General features: G+C 71.9%; 24 protein-coding genes. 12 read left to right on the top strand and 12 right to left on the bottom strand.

Annotated elements, in window-relative coordinates:
- Nucleotides 1–54: 54 nt before the first annotated feature.
- Nucleotides 55–810 carry a hypothetical protein gene (locus F6W97_RS10765; protein ID WP_196279074.1) on the top strand — a complete coding sequence of 252 codons (756 nt, stop codon included), beginning with the start codon at nucleotides 55–57 and terminating at the stop codon, nucleotides 808–810.
- Here the strand turns inward: F6W97_RS10765 and F6W97_RS10760 are convergent.
- The gene (locus tag F6W97_RS10760) at nucleotides 807–1,187 is read right to left on the bottom strand and encodes a DUF2267 domain-containing protein (protein WP_155370089.1); all 381 of its coding nucleotides are present in this window, start codon (nucleotides 1,185–1,187) and stop codon (nucleotides 807–809) included. The genes F6W97_RS10765 and F6W97_RS10760 overlap by 4 nt on opposite strands.
- A 276-nt stretch (nucleotides 1,188–1,463) precedes the next feature.
- Between F6W97_RS10760 and F6W97_RS10755 the strand changes: the two genes are divergently transcribed.
- From F6W97_RS10755 to F6W97_RS10735, 5 genes are all read left to right on the top strand, one after another.
- Nucleotides 1,464–1,979, top strand: a complete 516-nt coding sequence (locus tag F6W97_RS10755) for a (2Fe-2S)-binding protein (RefSeq protein WP_196279073.1) — start codon at nucleotides 1,464–1,466, stop codon at nucleotides 1,977–1,979.
- Nucleotides 1,979–2,968 (top strand): FAD binding domain-containing protein, encoded by a 990-nt coding sequence (locus F6W97_RS10750; RefSeq protein ID WP_155370085.1) that lies wholly within the window; start codon nucleotides 1,979–1,981, stop codon nucleotides 2,966–2,968. Before F6W97_RS10755 ends, F6W97_RS10750 begins: the two co-directional genes overlap by 1 nt.
- On the top strand, nucleotides 2,965–5,172 hold the full coding sequence (locus tag F6W97_RS10745) for a xanthine dehydrogenase family protein molybdopterin-binding subunit (protein ID WP_155370083.1): 2,208 nt from the start codon (nucleotides 2,965–2,967) through the stop codon (nucleotides 5,170–5,172). Before F6W97_RS10750 ends, F6W97_RS10745 begins: the two co-directional genes overlap by 4 nt.
- A 37-nt stretch (nucleotides 5,173–5,209) precedes the next feature.
- Nucleotides 5,210–5,518: a DUF6582 domain-containing protein gene (locus F6W97_RS10740; RefSeq protein ID WP_155370082.1), complete on the top strand. Its 309-nt coding sequence runs from the start codon at nucleotides 5,210–5,212 to the stop codon at nucleotides 5,516–5,518.
- Nucleotides 5,519–5,611: 93 nt separating this feature from the next.
- Nucleotides 5,612–6,079 (top strand): hypothetical protein, encoded by a 468-nt coding sequence (locus tag F6W97_RS10735; protein ID WP_230686574.1) that lies wholly within the window; start codon nucleotides 5,612–5,614, stop codon nucleotides 6,077–6,079.
- Nucleotides 6,080–6,172: 93 nt separating this feature from the next.
- On the opposite strand, the gene surE is transcribed toward F6W97_RS10735, so the two are convergent.
- Genes surE through F6W97_RS10710 form a run of 5 tightly spaced genes read right to left on the bottom strand, consistent with a single transcriptional unit; the run spans nucleotide 6,173 to nucleotide 10,769 of the window.
- Nucleotides 6,173–6,955 carry a 5'/3'-nucleotidase SurE gene (gene surE / locus F6W97_RS10730; protein WP_155370080.1) on the bottom strand — a complete coding sequence of 261 codons (783 nt, stop codon included), beginning with the start codon at nucleotides 6,953–6,955 and terminating at the stop codon, nucleotides 6,173–6,175.
- Nucleotides 6,952–7,968, bottom strand: a complete 1,017-nt coding sequence (locus F6W97_RS10725; RefSeq protein ID WP_230686573.1) for a 1-phosphofructokinase family hexose kinase — start codon at nucleotides 7,966–7,968, stop codon at nucleotides 6,952–6,954. Before F6W97_RS10725 ends, surE begins: the two co-directional genes overlap by 4 nt.
- A gap of 55 nt (nucleotides 7,969–8,023) precedes the next feature.
- Entirely contained in the window at nucleotides 8,024–8,827 is an 804-nt protein-coding gene (gene otsB / locus F6W97_RS10720; RefSeq protein WP_230686572.1) for a trehalose-phosphatase, read from the bottom strand.
- A gap of 9 nt (nucleotides 8,828–8,836) precedes the next feature.
- Nucleotides 8,837–9,997 (bottom strand): AAA family ATPase, encoded by a 1,161-nt coding sequence (locus tag F6W97_RS10715; protein ID WP_155370079.1) that lies wholly within the window; start codon nucleotides 9,995–9,997, stop codon nucleotides 8,837–8,839.
- A complete protein-coding gene (locus tag F6W97_RS10710; protein ID WP_155370078.1) occupies nucleotides 9,984–10,769 on the bottom strand; it encodes an RNA ligase family protein in 786 nt (261 codons plus the stop codon). The genes F6W97_RS10715 and F6W97_RS10710 overlap by 14 nt, the downstream gene beginning before the upstream one ends.
- Nucleotides 10,770–10,858: 89 nt before the next feature.
- Here F6W97_RS10710 and F6W97_RS10705 point away from each other — a divergent pair, with 89 nt between their 5' ends.
- From F6W97_RS10705 to tnpB, 5 genes are all read left to right on the top strand, one after another.
- On the top strand, nucleotides 10,859–11,140 hold the full coding sequence (locus F6W97_RS10705; RefSeq protein WP_155370077.1) for a hypothetical protein: 282 nt from the start codon (nucleotides 10,859–10,861) through the stop codon (nucleotides 11,138–11,140).
- Nucleotides 11,137–11,574, top strand: a complete 438-nt coding sequence (locus F6W97_RS10700) for a hypothetical protein (RefSeq protein ID WP_155370076.1) — start codon at nucleotides 11,137–11,139, stop codon at nucleotides 11,572–11,574. Before F6W97_RS10705 ends, F6W97_RS10700 begins: the two co-directional genes overlap by 4 nt.
- A gap of 206 nt (nucleotides 11,575–11,780) precedes the next feature.
- A complete protein-coding gene (locus F6W97_RS40555) occupies nucleotides 11,781–12,026 on the top strand; it encodes a hypothetical protein (RefSeq protein WP_230686571.1) in 246 nt (81 codons plus the stop codon).
- Between the two features lie 87 nt (nucleotides 12,027–12,113).
- Nucleotides 12,114–12,695, top strand: a complete 582-nt coding sequence (locus tag F6W97_RS10690) for an IS607 family transposase (RefSeq protein ID WP_155370075.1) — start codon at nucleotides 12,114–12,116, stop codon at nucleotides 12,693–12,695.
- Complete coding sequence (gene tnpB, locus F6W97_RS10685; RefSeq protein WP_155370074.1) at nucleotides 12,692–14,071, top strand: IS607 family element RNA-guided endonuclease TnpB; 1,380 nt, start codon at nucleotides 12,692–12,694, stop codon at nucleotides 14,069–14,071. The genes F6W97_RS10690 and tnpB overlap by 4 nt, the downstream gene beginning before the upstream one ends.
- Before the next feature lie 77 nt (nucleotides 14,072–14,148).
- Here the strand turns inward: tnpB and F6W97_RS10680 are convergent, their stop codons facing one another.
- The 5 genes from F6W97_RS10680 to F6W97_RS10660 all read right to left on the bottom strand — a co-directional run bounded on the left by F6W97_RS10680 (nucleotide 14,149) and on the right by F6W97_RS10660 (nucleotide 18,045).
- Nucleotides 14,149–14,982 carry a hypothetical protein gene (locus tag F6W97_RS10680; RefSeq protein WP_155370073.1) on the bottom strand — a complete coding sequence of 278 codons (834 nt, stop codon included), beginning with the start codon at nucleotides 14,980–14,982 and terminating at the stop codon, nucleotides 14,149–14,151.
- Between the two features lie 22 nt (nucleotides 14,983–15,004).
- Nucleotides 15,005–15,337, bottom strand: coding sequence for a VOC family protein (locus F6W97_RS10675; RefSeq protein ID WP_155370072.1), 333 nt, complete (start codon nucleotides 15,335–15,337; stop codon nucleotides 15,005–15,007).
- Between the two features lie 201 nt (nucleotides 15,338–15,538).
- Nucleotides 15,539–16,249 carry a hypothetical protein gene (locus tag F6W97_RS10670; RefSeq protein WP_155370071.1) on the bottom strand — a complete coding sequence of 237 codons (711 nt, stop codon included), beginning with the start codon at nucleotides 16,247–16,249 and terminating at the stop codon, nucleotides 15,539–15,541.
- A 71-nt stretch (nucleotides 16,250–16,320) separates the two neighbouring features.
- A complete protein-coding gene (locus F6W97_RS10665) occupies nucleotides 16,321–17,304 on the bottom strand; it encodes a DUF2332 domain-containing protein (protein ID WP_155370070.1) in 984 nt (327 codons plus the stop codon).
- A gap of 63 nt (nucleotides 17,305–17,367) precedes the next feature.
- Nucleotides 17,368–18,045 carry a GOLPH3/VPS74 family protein gene (locus tag F6W97_RS10660; RefSeq protein WP_155370069.1) on the bottom strand — a complete coding sequence of 226 codons (678 nt, stop codon included), beginning with the start codon at nucleotides 18,043–18,045 and terminating at the stop codon, nucleotides 17,368–17,370.
- Between the two features lie 63 nt (nucleotides 18,046–18,108).
- Here F6W97_RS10660 and F6W97_RS10655 point away from each other — a divergent pair, with 63 nt between their 5' ends.
- A complete protein-coding gene (locus tag F6W97_RS10655) occupies nucleotides 18,109–18,582 on the top strand; it encodes an OsmC family protein (protein ID WP_155370068.1) in 474 nt (157 codons plus the stop codon).
- 3 nt (nucleotides 18,583–18,585) lie between these two features.
- Here the strand turns inward: F6W97_RS10655 and F6W97_RS10650 are convergent, their stop codons facing one another.
- Nucleotides 18,586–19,164 (bottom strand): P-loop NTPase family protein, encoded by a 579-nt coding sequence (locus F6W97_RS10650; protein ID WP_155370067.1) that lies wholly within the window; start codon nucleotides 19,162–19,164, stop codon nucleotides 18,586–18,588.
- Nucleotides 19,165–19,177 lie beyond the last annotated feature (13 nt).

Genomic DNA, 19,177 nt, shown 5'->3' with positions numbered 1-19,177 from the left:
GCGGTTACTGCCAAACGCACATTTCTGGTGCAGGTGCGTTGCGAGCATGGGTGAGTGGTCCACCTGCAGCCGCTCACCCTCGCGCTGGCCCTGACCGCGAGCCTGCTGGTCGGCCCCGGCGCCGTCCAGCAGGCCGCCGGGCCCACGCCCGCGCCCACCCCGGCCCCGTCCCCGCTGCCGCAGGGCGCGCAACCCGTCCGGCTCGACCCGGCCGACTTCACCGACCGCGTCGACAACCCGTACCTGCCGCTGGCCATAGGCGCCCGCTGGAGCTACAGCGCTCCTGGCCCCGACGGAGACGTGCGCACCGAGGTCACCGTCGCTCCCGGCCCCGCCGTGGCCGGCATCGCCACGGTGGCGGCCCGCGCGCAGGTCACGGATGCCGGCGGCGGCCTCGTCAGCGACCAGACCCGCTGGTACGCCCAGGACAGCGCCGGCAACGTGTGGCTGCTCGGCGAGGCCGCTCGCGATTACGTCAACGGCACCCTCACCGGCGTCGACGGCTGGCGGGCCGGCACCGAGGGCGCGCAGCCCGGCATCGCGATGTCCGCCCGGCCGGTGGCCGGGCAACGCTGGCGGATCGGGTACAGCCGCGGCCGGGCCGAGGACTCCGCCCGGGTGCTCGCCGTGGACCAGCAGGTCAGCGTGCCCGGGGGTGCGTACCGCGACGTGGTGGCGATCGAGCAGACCTCGCCGCTGCTGCGAAACGTACGGCTGCACCGTTACTACGCCCCGGAGGTGGGACTGGTGCGGTCGGAGACCGCGGGGTCCGCCGACCGCACCAGCCTGGTGGCCTACCGCAAGCCCTAGGCTGCGGCCCGGGCCCGGGCCATGGTCCGGAAATCGTTGGGAAGCTGCTGCATGACGTGGTCGAACGTCTCGTCGCCCAGGTCCTCCCGCAGGGCCGTCAGCACGCCGCGCACCCCGGCGTCGGTGTCGCGCTCGTTGAGCCCGGTGCGCTCCTTGACCCGCCGCAGCAACTCCGGCAGGTCGAAACACTGGATGCGCTCGTTGGGCGGCAGCGAGTCCCGCAGGCCCTCGTGCAGGTGCATCGCCAGATGCCGGTTCTCGCCGTTGCTCAGCCGCGCGGCCAGGCACTCCAGCGTGGCGCGCGTGGTGTCGGCGGCCTCCTCCACGGTCAGCCCCGACAACTCGGCGACCTTGCGAAAGAACTGCTTGTCTCCCATACGTTCCCTCCCGTACTCGATCCACACGGTCGGGGGTGATCCATCAACACCCTAAGCCCCCATGCCCCCTACACCACCCTTTACACCGTTTCACCCCACCCCGTTCGAGGTCGTCACGGACCTGCGCCGCGCCGGAGACCGTCAGCGCGCCGTGTGCGGGTTGTGCGAAAGCGGCTCTGAGCTGCGGCGTCCAATGGCATTCTGAGATGTCCATTCCATGCCGGTCGCCGGCGCGGCAGGGCCATACGGCGACCGGGCGGCGGCCGGAGGCGTCCCGTGAAAACCACCCGAACCACCGCACGCGCCCCATCTGCGCAGGATCAGTACACCGTCGACGTGTTCACCGTCGTCAACGGCGCACCGGCGCAGTGGCGCGTCGACACCCGTACCACGTTGCTGGAGGCGCTGCGCGACACGGCTGGGCTGACCGGCACGAAACGCGGCTGCGACCAGGGCGCCTGCGGCGCGTGCACGGTCCACGTGGACGGGCAGCGGGTGCTGTCGTGCCTCATGCTCGCCGCGCAGGTCGACGGCAGGCAGGTCACCACGGTCGAAGGGCTGGCCGGTGAGCTGGGGCCGCACCCGCTGCAGGAGGCGTTCATGCGCCACGACGCGTTCCAGTGCGGTTTCTGCACCCCCGGTCAGCTCATGTCCGCGGCGTGCCTGCTGCGCGAGGGCCGCGCGGGCAGCGACGCCGACATCCGCGAGTACATGTCGGGCAACCTGTGCCGGTGCGGCGCGTACGACAACATCGTCGCCGCCATCCGTGACGTGGCGAAGGGAACGGACTGATGCGCGCCTTCCTCTACGACCGCCCCACCGCCGTCGGCGAGGCCGTCGCCGCGGTGGCCGCCGACCCGCAGGCCGCGTTCCTGGCCGGCGGCACCACCCAGGTGGACCTGATGAAGGACGGCGTGTGGACCCCTGACCGGCTGGTCGACATCACCCGGCTGCCGCTGCGCGGCATCCTCGTCGAGAGCCAGCAGCTCAAGGTCGGCGCGCTCACCACGATGGAGCAGCTGGCCGCCGAGCCCGTGGTCGAGCAGCGCCTCACGTTCGTGCGCGAGGCCCTGCTGCTCGGCGCGTCGGTGCAGCTGCGCAACATGGCCACCATCGGCGGCAACCTGCTGCAGCGCACGCGCTGCCGGTACTTCCGCGATCCGACCGTGTCGGCCTGCAACCGCCGCAGCCCCGACTCGGGCTGCGCCGCCGTCGACAATGTCGCCCGCATGCACGCCGTGCTCGGCGTCGACGAGCGCTGTATCGCGCTGCACGCCTCGGACGTGGCCGTGCCGCTGATCGCCGTCGAAGCGTCCGTGCTGGTCGACGGGCCGTCCGGGCAGCGGCGCATCCCGCTGACCGAGTTCTGGGTACGCGCCGACGAGGGCCCGTCCATCGAGAACGTGCTCGGCCACGGCGACCTGATCACCGAGATCGACATCCCGCTGCTGCCCCAGGGCTGGCGCTCGGGCTACCTGAAGGTCCGCGACCGGGCCTCCTACGAGTTCGCGCTGACCTCTGCCGCGGTCGCGCTGCAGATGGACGGCGACATGATCGGCGACATCCGGATCGCGCTCGGGGGCGTCGGCTCCGTGCCGTGGCGGGCCCGCGAGGCCGAGGAGATGCTGCGCGGCACCCACGTCGACCCGGTGCGCTTCGAGCAGGCCGGCCGGGCCGTCATGGCCTCGGCGTTCACCGTGCCCGGCACCGCGTTCAAGGTCGATCTCGCGGTGCGCACGCTGTCGCGCCAGCTGCTCACGATGACGGAGGCGTCGCGATGACCGCCACCAAGCCCGATCTCGGCACCTGGGTCGGCAAGGGCATCGACCGGGTCGACGGACCGCACAAGGTCACCGGCAGCGCGCCGTACTCCAGCGACATCGCGCTGCCCGGCATGCTGCACGCCGTGGTGGTCACCTCGACCATCCCGGCCGGCACCGTCACGAAGATCGACACCAGCGCGCTGCTGACCCTGCCCGGGGTACGGGCCGTGTTCACGCACGAGAACTTCCCGCGCCTGAACGCCCCGCCGCCCGTGCTGTTCGGCGAGGCCCCGGTCGCGCCGATGCAGGACGGCCGGATCACCTTCCACGGCCAGGAGATCGCCGTGGTCGTCGCGGACACGCCGCAGGAGGCGACGGAAGCCGCCCGGCTCATCGAGGTCACCTACGCGGCCGAGCCGCCGCTGCTCGACCCCGCCGGCGGTCGGCTCGAGACGCTGGCGCTGTCGCCCGACACGTCACGCGGTGACACCGAGGCCGGCTGGGCCGCCGCCGACGTGCGCGTCGGCGCGACCTACACCACTCCCGAGAACACCAACAACCCGCTCGGCCTGATGGGCTGCGTCGCCGCGTGGGACGGCGACCACCTGGAGATCCACGACAGCACGCAGGGCACCAACGCGCTGCGGACGACCCTGGCCGTCATGTTCGGCGTGCCCGAGTCGGGCGTACGCGTACACGTGCCCTACCTCGGCGGCGGCTTCGGCGCCGGGCTCAACCAGTGGCCGTACAAGCTGCTGGCCGCCGGTGCCGCCCGGGAACTCGGCCGCCCCGTCAAGCTCATGCTGACCCGCCCGCAGATGTTCAAGCTGGTCGGGCACCGGCCCAGCAGCGAGCACCAGGTGCGTATAGGCGCCGCCCGCGACGGCACGCTCACCATGATCGAGCACCGGGCGACCTGCCTGTCGTCGATCGACTTCCCGGCGGTCGGGCTGCTCACCAGCGGCACACCGCACCTCTACCAGTGCCCGAACGTCGCGACGGTGGAACGCACCGTACGCCTCAACCGCCGCTACCCGACGTCCATGCGCGCGCCCGGCGAGGCCGAGGGCAACTGGGCGATCGAGACCGCCATGGACGAGCTCGCGCACGAGCTGGGCATGGATCCGCTCGAACTGCGGCTGCACAACCTCGCCACCGAACTCGACCCGGCCACGGGCAAGCCCTGGTCGTCCAACGCCGTGATCGAGTGCTGCCGGGTCGGCGCGGAGCTGTTCGGCTGGTCGCGGCGCGATCCGCGGCCGTCGTCGATGCGCGAGGGCGACCTGCTCATCGGCTGGGGCATGGCCACCGCGGGCTTCTTCGCCTACATGCCCATGTCCCAGGCGCGGGTCACCGTGTACGCCGATGGCACCGCCGCGGTCCGGTCCGCCGCCACCGACATCGGCACCGGCACCTACACGATCATCACGCAGCTCACCGCCGACCTGCTCGGCCTGCACCCGCAGCAGGTCGACTTCCAGCTCGGCGACAGCGACCTGCCCGCCTCGGCCCACTCCGGCGGCTCCGGGCTGGCCTCGTCACTGTCCAACGCCGTCATCGACGCCGTGTCGCACCTGCAGGGCGCACTGCTCGACCTGGCCGCCGAGGACTCTCCGCTGCACGGTCTGGGCCCCGACGACGTGGTCTGCCGCGACGGCGCGCTGTGCCGCCGGGACGACCTGTCGGTGCGGGTGCCGATCGCCGACCTGCTCGCCGGGCAGAGCCTGGTCGAGGCGTCCGGCGACGGCCGCCTGCGGCCACCGGACGCGGCCGCCGCGGGCATGGTCCACGCGGGCGCGTACGGGGCCCGGTTCGTCGAGGTCGCCATCGACCCGATGATCGGCCGGCTGCGGGTGCGCCGGGTCGTCAGCGTCACCGACGGCGGGCGCATCCTCAACCAGAAGCTGGCCCGCAGCCAGATCCTCGGCGCGACCGTCGGCGGCATCGGCCAGGCCCTGTTCGAGGACACCCTGACCGACCCCGGCACGGGCCGGGTCGCCAACGGCACCTTCGGCGACTACCTGGTGGCCGTCAACGCCGACGTGCCCGAGATCGAGGCCGTCTTCGTCGGCGAGCCGGACCGCTACACCCCGTCGGGAACCAAGGGCATCGGGGAGATCGGCCTGGTCGGCATCGCGGCGGCGATCGGCAACGCCGTCTTCCACGCCACCGGCCGCCGCCTGCGCGACCTGCCCATGACCATCGACCAGCTCATGATGTGACGTTTGGCCCCTGTCCAGCACCGGGTAATCACCAATCATGACAACCAAGACCAAAGCCACGTGGCGGGCGCACGAGGTCGACGGCGAGCTCAGCACGGCGGACAAGAACCGCCTGCCCGAGTCGGTGTTCGCGTTTCCCGACAAGCGCAAGCTGCCGCTGACCGACGCCGATCACGTCCGTAACGCGCTGGCCCGCTTCGACCAGGTCAAGGACGTCAACGACGACGAACGAGACCTCGCCTTCGCCAACCTGCTGGCTGCCGCCGGACACTACGGCGTCGACGTCGCCGAGACCGGCTGGCGCCAGCTCGGCCGCAAACCGCACACCGCGAACCCGGCGCACTGAGCCAAAGCCCCATACGACAGGCATCCGGCGACGGATGCTTTGTCGTATGTGGATGGTCGCGCAGGTTCGGCACGTTCTGGCATGATCTCCCGCATGGTGCAGCCCTTCCACCCCGGCCCTGTCATGCCCTTCACCGCGTACCCGATGCCCGTGCCCGTGCCGGAGGGCCATGGTGTGCTGGTCGTGAGCTTCAACCGCGGCCCGTACCTCGTCTCGGCGGCGTCCACCTCCAAGCTCAAGGTCGACGGTCGGCAGGTGCCGTTCGGCGGCGAGGGCACCTACCACGTCGTGGTCCCCGCGGGGCCGCACGAGGTGAAGGTGACCGACCCGTTCGGCATGCCGATGATCAAGACGAAGCTGACCGTGCATCCCGGTGCCGGCCACCAGCTCGCGTTCCGGTTCGGCGGCTGGCGCAACCGCGTCCACGACGGCCAGGGCAACGACGTCACCACGTTCGGCATGTGGTCCAACTACGCCATCATGCTCGTCGTCCTGCCGGCGATCCTGCTGGTCTGCTGCGGCGGCAGCGCCCTGCTCGCCAGCCTCTCCAACACCCCGTAGCGCGCCGCCCCGCCCGGGTCGATCATGACCTCATGGGGTTCGACGCGTGTCGACACCCTCAACTTCATGATCGACCCGGGCGGGGGCGGCCGTTCAGGCCGCGGTGAGCACGCCGGACAGGTCGGGCAGGTCGACGGCGGCCTCACCGAGGGGCTGCAGCGGCGTGACCGTGGCGTACCCGTCGGCCAGCAGCGCCATGTCGGTGCCCGGCTCCAGCCGCGCCCCGGTGTCCTCCAGCGCGGTGCGCACGAAGCCGCTGCCGCGCTCGGCGATACGCATCTGCACCTGGCCGAACCGGCCGAACCGGGCCCGGCACAGCCCGCGCACCTGGTCGGCGGGCAGGTCGGGCACGTTCAGGTTGAGCACGGTCTCCTTCGGCAGCCCATCCAGCAGCGACAGCAGCGCGACCGCGTACAGCGCGGCGGTGTCCCAGTACCGGTCGTCGTCGGTGAGGTCCCCGTCGGCCAGGTTCAGCGACACGGCCAGGCCCTTGCAGCCGTACGTGGCCCCGGTCAGCGCCGCGCCGACGGTGCCGGAGTGCAGCACAGCCGGTCCGGCGTTCGCGCCCCGGTTGATGCCCGACAGCACCACGTCGGGCGGGTCGCCGAACGCGCCCCGGGTGGCGATCAGCGCGGCCAGCGCCGGCGTGCCGGTGACCGCATACGCGGGCACCCCGTCCAGGCCCGGCAGCTTGCGCTCCTCGACGACGACGCGCCCGTCCTGGGCGACGGCGCTGATGGCGGCGCTCGCGCCGCTGGAGTCGCGGGCCGGGGCCGCCACCACCACGTCGTAGCCCGCCTTGGCCGCGGCCAGCGCGAGCCGGTGCAGGCCGGGGGCCTCGATGCCGTCGTCGTTGGTGACCAGAACCCGGGTCATGACCGCTTCACCTCATCTGCGAGCTGTTCAGGGGACGTGTGACCGCCGCTTCTGGCGGCGCCGGACGCGGGCGGGGGAGCGCCGGAGCTGGCGCCCGGCAGCGCCGTCAGCTTCACTCGGGTGGTGAACTGGCTGATCACGTCGGCACGGCCGGTGCCCAGCCCGTGCCGGGTGACGTTGAGCGCGCCCGCGGCCGCACCGGTGCGTACGGCCTCCTCCAGGTCGCGGCCCCGGGCCAGCATGGCGGCGACGCCCGCGGTCATCGAGTCCCCCGCGCCGCGGTGGTCGGCCGGCTCCAGGCGGGGCAGCTCGACCTGGCGCACCTCGTCGCCGATGAGCACGAGCGCCGGGTGCTCGGCGCGGCTGAGCACGACGTTCGCCGCCCCCTCCTCCCGCAGCCGGTACATTGCCGCGACCAGGCCGGGGATGGTCTCCTCGGTGGCCCGGCCGTCGCGCAGCACCTCCTCGTGGGACACCTTGAGCACGTCGACGCCGCCCTCCAGGACGGCGTTGAGGTATTCGCCGGACAGGTCCGCGACGACCTTGGTGCCGTTGCGGCGCAGATCGCCCGCCAGCCGCCGGTACATGTCAGGCGGCAGCACCTGCGGGTCGGCCACCCCGGCCAGCATCGCGACCTCGGCGCGCAGGCCCTCGGCGAGCGCGACATTGTAGAGCTCGTCCTGGTCGTGGCGGCTCAGCGGCTGCCCGGGGGCCTGCGCGATCTCGTTGCGGGTGCCGTCGCGGCGGTCGTGCACGTACGCGCCGTTGCGGGCCGCCACGTCGATCGCGCCGACCTCCAGGCCCTCGTCGAGGATGAGGGTGCGCACCACGTGGCCGGTCTCGTCGCCGAACGCGGAGCACAGCACGACGCGTACGCCCAAGGATTTGATCATGCGGGCGACCCAGACGCCCTGCCCGCCGGCGTGAAGATGGATCTCCTCCTCGTCGCCGACCTGCTCGATGGTGACGGTGAGCTGCGGGGACGGTGAGAACACCATGACTGATTCGGGCATGATCAGCGCTTACCCCGGCGGCGCGGAACTCAATCCTGCGCCGCCGGAGGGCCGGTCAGGTGTGCGAGGGGGTGAAGGCCTGCCCGGCCTGGCGCAGCAGCGGCAGCAGGTCACGCGGCGAGCCGACGATGACGTCCATCATGGCGGCGACCTGGTCGCCGGTCTCGGGGTTGGACACCCCGACCCGGAACACCGCGAAGTCCGGGTCGGCCTTGGCGCGGTCGGCCAGCGCGGTGAGCGCGGGCAGGTCGCCGAGGTCGTCGCCGAAGTACCAGACGCAGTCGAGGTCGCGGGTGGCGCTGTGCATGACGCCGCCCTTGTCGCGCCGGATCGGCGGTTTGAGTTCGAGGACCATGCGGCCGGGCAGCGGCGCCAGGCCGTATTCGGCGGCCCGGTCGCCGCCCCAGCGTTCGACCTGGGCGCGCAGGTGCGGTGCGGTGCGGTAGTGCAGGGCGACCGACAGCCGTTTGTCCTCGACCAGCACGTCGGGGTCCAGCTCGGTGACGGCCCGCTTGGCCACGTCGGCGACCGCGGAGATCCATGGCACGACCTCCGGGTCGGTCCACAGGGTGCCGTTCTCGTCGAGGGACTCCATGCCGTAGAGGCCGTACAGCCGCACCGGCAGGCCGCCGAAGTGCTTGCGCAGGAATTCGACGGGGCGTCCCGACACGACCGCGACGGTGCGGATGTGCTCGGCGATCTCGGCGATGGCCGCGACGACGCCCGGCACCGGCTCGACCCCGGCGGGGTCGTCGCGGATCTCGGACAGGGTTCCGTCGAAGTCGAAGAAGAAACCGCAGTTTTGACGTCTTTCGGCTGCTATACGTAGTGCGTCAGTGACGCTCTGCGATTCGATCACTTGCCTACTCTAGGCCATCCGTGACCGTGTGATCACGTGAAGTGCACGATCATTCGTGTCCAGCCGGTGTAGGGTGTGCGACTCGGTGACGTCCGGGGTCTCCCACTTGCCGATCAGCTTATCGATCACCGCGTTCGGCACCGGCACCGGCCTGCCCGCGTTGCGCGCCCGCAGCACCGGACCAGGGGCTTCCAGCGCCACCACCTCGACCCGCGCCCGGTACGCCGCCGCCAGCCCGATGCAGATCTCCCGGTGCTGGCGCGACACGTTCGTCGCGTTCCACACGAACGAGCGCCCCGCCCGCAGGTGCCCGCGTGCCAGCTCGTGCGCCGCCGCGGCGACCGCCCGCTGGTCACCGGCCGGGTCCACCCCCGACTGCGCCCGGATCGCGTCCAGACTGACCACCGGCAACTCGGGCCGGTTCGCCGCCAGCCAGGTGTCCTTTCCCGCGCCCGGCAGCCCCGACAGCACCGTCACGGTCAGCCGGGTGTCGTCGAACGCGGCATAGCGCGGATCGCGCCCCGGCGTACGGAAGTACACGAACCGCGCATGGTCCGACGCGAACTCCCACGGCCGGTCCAGCACCCCCAGGTCCGCGCAGTACTCCCGGAACAGCCCGACGTTCTCCAGCACCGTGTCCGCATCGGCGCAGACCCGGCCGAGAATGTCGGCGGTGGCCAGCAGCGCCAGGTCGTCGTTGCGCGCCGTCAGCGACACCCGCAGCACGATCTGCTCCAGATCGGGACGCTCCAGGGCACAGAACGGCACCTGATGGTGGCGCACCAGCGCCGCCACGTGCTCGCGCCACTCGATCGGCGCGCCCAGCTCCCACAGCACCCGCCGGGCGGTCAGCTCGCCGCGCCGCGAGTGCCCGTGCGCGGTGATCCGCCCGTCTTCGTGCCGGGTGCAGTCGGGCTTGGCCACGTCGTGCAGCAGCACCGCCGCGAACAGCCGCACCTGCTCGTCGCGCGGCCGGTCCCGCCACTGCGCCAGCGACACCAGCACCTCGGCCGCCATCCGGGTATGCGTCAGCACGTCGCCCTCGGCATGATGCACCGCATCCTGCGGCACCCCGGCCAGCCGCCGCACCCAGGCGAACGCCTGCTCGACCGCGGCCCAGTCCAGCACCCAGCCCGGCCCGGCCGGGCACAGCCGCTCAAAGACCTGCATAGAGCACCTCCGGGTCGGCCAGGCGGTTGGCCACGATCGGCCGGTCCGCCCAGTGCGAACCCGAGTCCAGCACCGCGGTCAGGAAGCTGTGCCGCACCCACTTGTACCGCTCGACGACCCGCCCGCCCTCCTCGACCTTGAGGTAGAGCCCCTCCATCTCGTCGGCCCGGTCGCTCTCCGCCGCGGCCCGCGCCGGGTCGACCCCGGCCTCCACCGCGGCCGCCGCGAGCCCGTCACGCCACCCAGGCGTACGGCACACCGACGGCCCCACCAGCGCCGTCAACTGCTCCAGCCGCTCGAACGGCCCCGCCGCCAGCACCGGCACGCTGCGCACCGGCAGCCCGTCCAGCAGCTCACGCCGCCGCGGCGTGTCCAGGAACTCGCCCGTCGCCGTGTCCAGCACATCGAACTCGCAGAAGTAGTGCGGCAGCGCGTCGTAGAAGACGGTGTGCTTGGCGTACATCCACTCGCCGTAGCAGACGTAGCGGTCGCCCAGCCGCTCCCACAGCAGCGGGGCTATCGTCGCCGCCCACGACTTGAGCACCGCGAACTGCCGTTCGCGCGGCCCGCCGGACAGGTGGTGCCCGCGCGACTGCAGCCGCAGCGCGCCGTCGGCGGTGAAGCTGATCCCGGCGTTCGCCCCGTCGAGCTTCTCCTCGGCGACCACGTGGCGGCCGCGGATACGCGCGAACGGCACCTGGGCCAGGTCCTCGTCACCCGGCTGCAGGCGCGATCCGGCCAGATGCGGCGTCCGCGGATACTTCACGATCACGCCGTATGTTGTAGCCGTCCCACGCCCGCCGGAGCCAATGGATTACCACCGCATGGCCCTATCAGAGAATGCGCGCTACTCTATTGGACATGGGTGAGACCAAAAGCTTCTACCTGGCCGACGACGTCGTCGCGTACCTCAAGACGCACGAGAACGCCTCCGCCGAGGTGAACCGCCTGGTCCGGCGCAAGATCGCCCAGGACGCGGAGGCGGAGGCCTACCAGCGCCACCACGGCGAGCCGCTGACCGAGGAACGCCGCCGCCGCGCCCGCCTGTGGGCCCGCGAGCAGCTCGACGACGCCGCCCGGCGCGCCGAGCACGGCAGCGCCGACCGTGACGAACTGCGCCGGCGCATGGGCTGGGCGGCGTGACCGAAACCGGCGACGGCGAGATCGGCATCCCGCCGATCCGCCTCATCCTCGACGCCTCAGCGATCTGCGCGTTCGGCGCACACGAGACCGTCGGCGAGATCATCGGCGAGTTCGACGACGAGGGCGAGCTCTTCGCCGTCACCTCGGCGTCGCTGGCCGAGGCACTCGCCCGCGGCGCCGACGCCCACCTGGTCGACGTGCTGCGCACCAACGACAACTGCGTCGTGGTCGAGTCCACCGCCGACTGGCGCAGCCTGGGCAGGTTCATGGACCTCACCCGCCCCGGCCCGGACCGCCTGCACGAGCTCGCCGACTCCGACCTGACCATGCTCGCGGTGCGCACCGACGCCTACATCCTCACCGACCGCCCCGAGCGCTACACCGTCATCGTCGACTCGGTCACCACCATCCAGCTGGAAAAACCCTGGTCCTGACAGCCGTTGCGGCACCGTCGGGATAGGCCTGTCCCGGGCCGCACGGAACCGGTATCGCGGCGAGGATTAAAGGCCGAGCGGATGGGTAGTCGCCCGCCATGACGGCGACCGGAATCCTGAGCGCAATCCTTATCGGAATCGTGATCGGCACCCTCGGCCGGCTGGTTCTCCCCGGCCGCCAGGACATCGGAATCATCGCTACCTTCGTGGTAGGCATTCTGGCCGCACTGCTGGGCACCTGGGTCTCGCGCCAGATGGGCTGGGAGACCATGTGGCCGGCCCGCCTGGACTGGAACTGGGCAGGCTGGCACTTCACCTGGAGCTGGTCCGAGCTGCTGGTGCAGGTGGCCTGCGCGGTCATCGGCATCATCATCGCGATGGCCCTCACCCGCACCTTCATCGCCGACGACGGCCCGGTGCGCCGTCGCCGCCGCCGCAACACCACCACCTGACCGAACCGCCGCAAGCATTCCTTCCCTAGGGACAGTTGGCGGCAGCATCGATCTGCTTTAGTGCTCTCTAGTTTGCTAAAGTGACGCGTGAACTTGAAGGGGTGGGCAGCGGCCACCGGTATCTCGTACGCGACCGCGCGGCGGCGCTATGAGGCGGGGACGCTGCCCGTTCCCACGTACCGGCTGGGCCGGCTCATTATGGTCGGCGAGCCGGTGACCGGGGCGAAAGCTGGCGCCGGGCAGGTCGTGGTGTACGCCGGCGTCTGTTCGTCGGATCAGAAAGCGGACCTGGACCGGCAGGTCGCCCGGGTCACCGTGTGGGCCACGAGTCAGCGGCATTCGGTGTCGCGCGTGGTGACCGAGGTCAGCTCGGCGCTCGATGGGCACCGCAAGGAGTTCCTCGCCCTACTGCGTGACCCGGCCGTTACGACGATCGTGGTCGAGCACCGCGACCGGTTCGCCCGCTTCGGCGCCGAGTACGTCGAAGCCGCCCTCGCCGCGCAGGGCCGTCGGCTGCTGGTGGTCGACCCGGCCGAGGTGGACGACGACCTGGTGCGTGACGTTACCGAGATCCTGACGGCGCTGTGCGCCCGCCTGTACGGTGCCCGTGCGGCGGCCGACCGCGCCCGGCGCGCGGTCGAAGCCGCCATGCAGGACAGCCCGGCATGAAGAAGATCCAGGCGTACCGGTTCGCCCTCGACCTCACCCCCGCCCAGGAACGTGACGTACTCGCCCACGCCGGGGCGGCCAGGCTCGCGCACAACTGGGCACTGGCCCGGGTGAAGGCGGTTATGGACCAGCGGGCGGCTGAGCGCACATACGGCGTGCCGCACGAGCAGCTCACTGCGTCGGTGTCATGGTCGCTGCCTGCCCTGCGCAAGGCGTGGAACGCCGCAAAGCCCGACGTCGCGCCGTGGTGGAACGAGTGCTCGAAGGAGGCGTTCAATACCGGCCTGGACGCGCTCGCCCGCGCTCTGAAGAACTGGTCGGACTCCCGCACGGGCAAGCGAGCCGGGCACCCGGTCGGGTTCCCGCGGTTCAAGTCCCGCCGCCGATCGACACCCTCGGTGCGGTTCACGACCGGCACGATCCGGGTCGAGCCCGACCGCAAGCACGTCGTACTGCCCCGGCTGGGCCGGCTGAAACTGCACGAGTCCGCCCGCAAACTCGCCCGCCGCCTGGAAGCGGGCACTGCGCGGATCATGTCGGCCACGGTGCGCCGCGACGGCGGCCGGTGGCATGTCGCGTTCACCGTCGAGATCGAACGCACCGTACGCACCCCGGCCCGCCCCGACTCGATCATCGGCGTGGACGTCGGGATCACGCACCTGGCCGTCCTGTCGACCGGCAAGTTCGTGCCCAACCCGCGCCACCTGAACCAGGCGCAGCACAGGCTGCGGGCACTCGGCCGCGCCCTGTCCCGCAAGAGCGGCCCGGACCGGCGCACCGGCGCGCACCCGTCGAACCGGTGGCAGCGCGCCCGAGTCCGTATCGCCCGCGCCCACGCCCGGGTGGCGAACCTACGCCGCGACGGCCTGCACAAACTCACCACCCGCCTGGCCCGCGAACACGGCACACTCGTGGTCGAGGACCTCAACGTGTCCGGCATGCTGCGCAACCGCAAACTGGCCCGGCACATCGCCGACGCCGGGTTCGGCGAGCTGCGCCGTGAGCTCACCTACAAGACCACCTGGAACGGTGGCCGGCTACACGTGGCCGACCGCTGGTATCCATCCTCGAAAACCTGCTCGGGCTGCGGCGCGGTGAAAACCAAACTCGCCCTGTCCAAGCGCGTATACGACTGCAAGGCGTGCGGCCTGGTCATCGACCGCGACCTCAACGCCGCCCGGAACCTGGCCGCCCTCGTGGCCGAGATCGACCCCGCCGGGAGTAGCCCGGTGGCAGGACGTGGAGCCATCCAGAAGACCCGCACCAGCGGGCAGGAGGCCGTGAAACGTCAACCCGGCACGGCATCAGCCGGTAACACCGGGACCGTCCCACCGCAAGGCGGGACTGCCAACAGCGCGCTCACTAGAGCACACTGAAGGTAACGGTAGGGAAGGAAGGGCACCCCTTTCTCTTCCTTCCCTCTACATGGCATGCGATGTAGAAGGTGACCTTTCTAACGCTTACGGGTCTTCGATGTGCCGCTGAAGCGGCCGCCGCGGTGTGGCTTGGCGGCTTTGGTGCGCGCCCCGGGGATTCGTGTGCTGGCAGGCCGCTCCCGGCTCTGCCGCCCCGGCGGCATCACCCCGAACCACTGCCCGACGGCGAATGCGAGCACGACGATGTAAGCGGTCGCCCACACCGCGTCCAGGTAGTCCCGGCGTCCCAGTGCCGGACCGGCCAGCAGCGCCACCACCATGACGAGCACCGTCAGCAGCCGCCACACCGACAGGTCGCCGGACGCCGACGTGCCGCCCAGCGGTGTCAGCACCACACCCCAGGGTCGACGGCGCAGCGTGAAGCTCGACGGCCAGATCCGGCCCTGGCCCTCGACGTCGAGCACGGCCACCCCCGCGCGGCGGCGCACCAGCACCCGCTGCTCACCGGTCAGCTCACGCAGCCACCGCTCCCACACCACCCGCTGGTGCAGCTGCGGGGCGCTGCCACGACGCAGCACCGCCCACACCGCGTACCCGGCCGGCGTGACGTCCGCGTCCCCCGCGCGGGCGACCGCGTCGGCGACCCGGACCGCCCGCCCCCGCTGCCCCGCCTGCGCGCCCTGCGCCAGATGCAGGGTCAGCCGGGCCGGCCACGGAGGAGCACCGGCCGCCAGCATCCACTGCCCGAGCCGCACCGCCCACGCCAGCGCCAGCAGCAGCCCCAGCGGAACCAGCAGCGCGGCGTACCCGACCGGCCCGGTCCGGTACAGGAAAGGCGCGGCGGCGGACAGCCCGAGCAGCGCCACGACGGTGGCCGTGACACGGTATGGGGCGGAGACCGGTCTGATCACGACCCGCACGGTAGCGCGCCGGTCAAGCGGCGGTGTTCACCACGCAGAACAGGTTGCCCTCCGGGTCGGCGAGCACCACGAAGTCCGCGTCCTCGGGATAGTCCCAGTCGACCTGCACCGCGCCGAGCGCGACCAGGCGCTCGACCTCGGCCTGCTGCTCGGCGGCGCTCGCCGCCCACAGGTCGAGGTGGGTCCGGTCGTCGGCGTCGAGGTGCAGCCTGGGGCCGTCGCCGTCCGGCGGGACGAGGAACGCCGGGTCGGCCGGTGAGGCCTCGTAGCCCAGCGCCCGGGTCCAGAATGCGGCCGCTCTGGGGATGTCGTTCACCTTCAGGACGATCGATCGGATACGCGCCATCGAGACAGCTTCCCACTCGGGCCGCCCGAGCGCACGGTGAACCCGCTCCCGTCGGTCGCGCGCGAGCGCGGCGGACGCCTCCTCGGCCAGGACCAGTACCTGGACCTGTAGAAGGAACATCTCGACGTGGCCGACGGTCCCGCCGCGGAACTCACCGCAGGGTCGGTGCCGCGGCCGCCGGGCGGGTTCGCGCCCATTCGGTCAGGCCCGCGGGGCGACCAGATCCCGTCGCAGCAGCACGCCGAGGGCCAGCACCGGCAGGCCCAGCAGCAGCCACAGCGGACGCCCGGCCCACCACGCCCAGGACTCGACCTCGCCGACCCGCTCCACGCTGTACCCCTCGTTGCCGAGCACGTACGCGTCGATCGAGCGGCTCTGCGAACGCGGCTCCATCTCCTGGTAGAACAGGGTCAACCGGCCGCGCTCGTCCCGGCCGCCGGCCCGCCACGTCGCGCCCTCGCAGTAGAAGTCGGCCCGCGGCCCGCGCCGCCAGATGGTCCCGTGGCGGCAGTCGGCGTCCATGACGGTCACCTGCACGCGCTCGCCGTAGCGGCCGATGTAGTCCGCGGGTGCGAACTGGCGCATCGCCACCCCGGACAGCCCCCAGCTGAGCCCGGTCGCGCCCGCCGCGATGAGCACGGCCAGCGTGATCGCCCCGATCCGCCGCGGCCGGGCCGAGCCGCGCGGGGCGGCGTCGAGCAGCGCGTACCCGAACGCGATCGCCGGGACCGCGATGTTGACCAGGGTCAGACCGACCCCGGCCAGCGAATTGGTGCACAGCACGAGCACCAGCCCGGCCGCGCCCAGCGCCCCCACCAGCAGGCCAAGCCCTGCGACCGAACTGGCGGCGACGTCGAGCGCCGTGTTGTCCTTCTCGGTCCGCCCCGCCGGGCCACCGTCGTGCTGCGCCATCGCTGTCCCTTCGACGGCAACACTCTATGGCCGACGCGGCCGCAGGTCATGTAGAGATTGGACGGTGCGGCTCAGAGCCATGCGACGCCCTGGCCATGCGGCATGGTGAAGGCGACCGGCCGCCCGTCCACGGCGAGGACGAACCGGCCCGGTGGAGCCTCGCCGGGCAACCGCGCGGCCACCTGCGGCACCACTCCGGGTGCCTCGTTGCTCAGCCACACCGTGCCCGGCCGCCGCCCAGCCAGCTCGCCCATCTGCGCCGCGAACCGATCCACGCCCGCCGCGTCGAGGTAGGCGAGCACCGCGGTGTGGAACACGACCAGCGTCGCCTCGGCGGGGGCCTGCTCGGCCAGCCGTGCCAGGGACTCGTTGAGGTCGCCGCGGACCAGCAGTGGCGGTTCGGCGGCGGCGATCGCCGCGGCCGCGGTCAGCCGCTCGCGGCGTTCGGTGTGCTCCGGCCAGATCAGGCTCTGCAGCCAGCGCACGTCGTCAGGGTCGGTGACGTCGAGCGGGTTCAGGTCGATGCCCGTACGCCACACGACCTGCGGCAGCCGGTCCGGCACGGGCACCGACCCGTCGACGGAGCACTCCAGCAGCGGCGCACCGGCCGGCCCGAGCGGCGCGCGGTCGCCATACCGGTAGCGGTACCGGTCCGGGTACAGGCACAGCCCCGCGGACGCGCCGACCTCGATCAGTGCGAGCGGCTGCGGCAGCGCGGCGAGCACCGGCAGCAGTGTCGCGCACCGTGCGGCCTCGTTGGTCTGCGTGCTGCGGGCCAGCAGCTGCTCGCGTACCGCGGCCCAGTGCGCGACCACCCAGTCCCGGAACGCTGCGTAGTCGCCGACCGGCCCGCCGAGCAGCCGGACCGCGCCCAGCAGCAGGTTCGGCTGGCGTTTGGCCAGCGGCAGCGCGCCGACGAGGCCGAGCACCTCGGCGTCGGCGGCCACCCCGAGACACAGCCGCTCGTAGGCCGGAGACCTTCCGGCCGCCTCCCGCAGTGCGAAGTCGCGGTAGGTGTGGGCCAGGTCCTCATCGGTACGGGGGATGCCGTGCATGTCGGTACGGTAGGCCGCCTACCCGCCGCGGCGCATCGTGATCAACATGACACGCGCCGGCTGTCAGCTGCCGGAGACCGCGGCGGTGGACGACGACGCGATGCCGCCGGTGACCGCGGCCATGACGGCCATGTTCATCGCGTAGATCACCTTGCCGAGGGCCGGGGCTGCCCACTCGCCCTCGGCCAGCTCCATGACGCGGTGGCGCATGTCGTCGTGGTTGACCTCGGGGTAGTAGTGGCGGTCCAGCATCATGGTGTGGGTGAGCGCGAGCAGGCTGACCGAGTCGCGGTCGGGCTCGGCGATCCGGTTGACCACGTTGCGCAGCCGGTCCACCAGTTCCTTCTTGACCGCCTGGTCGGCCAGCGGATAGCGGGGCCGGTGGAAGACGCCGACCACCCGGTGGTCCTCGTGCCGCAGCACGCCCTTGGCCACGAGGTTGTCCAGCAGCCGCTGGCGGTGGTGCGGGGATGCCAGGTGGTAGATCCACCAGTCGGGCGCGTGGCCCTTGGCGTCGTCGCTGATCTCCATGAGCGCGGCGTCCTGTGACGGGTCGCCGGTGAGCGTGTGGTCCACGACCTCCACATGCCCGCGGCGTATCGCGATCCGCCCGGCGTTGGCCAGGCTGAGCAGGACCGCACCCTCGATGCCGCAGTCCAGATGGTTGATGGGCACCAGCGCCCTGCCGGTCACATCGTCATAACTGAGCAGGACCAGCTGCTCGGCCAGCGAGAGCTCCATAGGCCGAGTTTAGGTCGCTTTGACCGCATACGTGACCTCTACCGCGTGCACTAGGCTGCCGCCATGCGCGAGCACCGGTACGAGCTGACCGTCGAATGGACCGGCAACGAGGGCACCGGCACCGACAGCTACCGCACCTACCGGCGTACCCACGAGGTCAGCGCGCCCGGCCTGCCGACCCTGCCCGGCTCGTCGGACCCGGCGTTCCGCGGCGACCCCGGCCGCTGGAACCCCGAACAGCTGCTCCTGGCGTCGCTGTCCCAATGCCACCTGCTCTGGTACCTGCACCTGTGCGCGGTCGACGGCGTCGTCGTCACCGGCTACACCGACCAGCCGCAGGCGACGATGACCGAGGACGACGGCGGCGGCCGCTTCACCGAGGCGGTCCTGCGCCCCCACGTCACCGTCGCCGACGCCGCGATGACCGAGCGGGCGCTCGCCCTGCACCACGACGCGCACCGGGCCTGCTTCATCGCCAACTCGGTGAACTTCCCGGTACGCCACGAGCCGGTGATCGTCACCCCCGGCCAGGGCTGACCGCTAGCCGAGCAGAGAACCTTCCCGCAACCGTCGTACCCACCGCTGGACCTGGGCCCGGCCGCGCAGCCGGACCACCGCGACCTGCTCGCCGCGCTGCTCCAGCAGCGCCGCCACCCGCCCGGCGGGCTTGCCGTGGGTACGCCACGCCCAGCGGATCACGTGCTCGGGGTCGGTGAGGATCGTGTACAGCGGCCCCTCGACGTTGCCGTTCCACAGCTGCTCGCGCTGCCACCTGCGGCGCACCGTGCGCCGGGTGACCTGCCACATCACCAGCGGGCGCGGATGGTCCAACCAGACGACCGTGTCGGCGCGGCCGGACAGCAGGTCGCCCAGCTTGTCCGTGTACTGCCACTCGGTCACCCAGCGCGGCTGCGCGGCGAAGACGCCGACCTCGTCGGCGAACGCGGCCCTCGGCACCCAGCCGGCCCCGTGGTGCAGCGCGTCCAGCTCGACCCGCGGCATCGCCAAAGCCGCGGCGATCTCCCTGCTCAGCGTGGTCTTCCCCGCCCCGGACGTGCCCGTGACCAGGACACGCCGCGGCTCCCACGGCAGCAGATCATCGACGGTCAAAACGGGCACCGCGCGAGTCTAA

It is taken from the genome of Catellatospora vulcania, assembly GCF_009720385.1.
Taxonomy (GTDB): domain Bacteria; phylum Actinomycetota; class Actinomycetes; order Mycobacteriales; family Micromonosporaceae; genus Catellatospora; species Catellatospora vulcania.
Note: the sequence above shows the minus strand (reverse complement) of the source record. Positions and strands in the feature narration are given on the sequence as shown.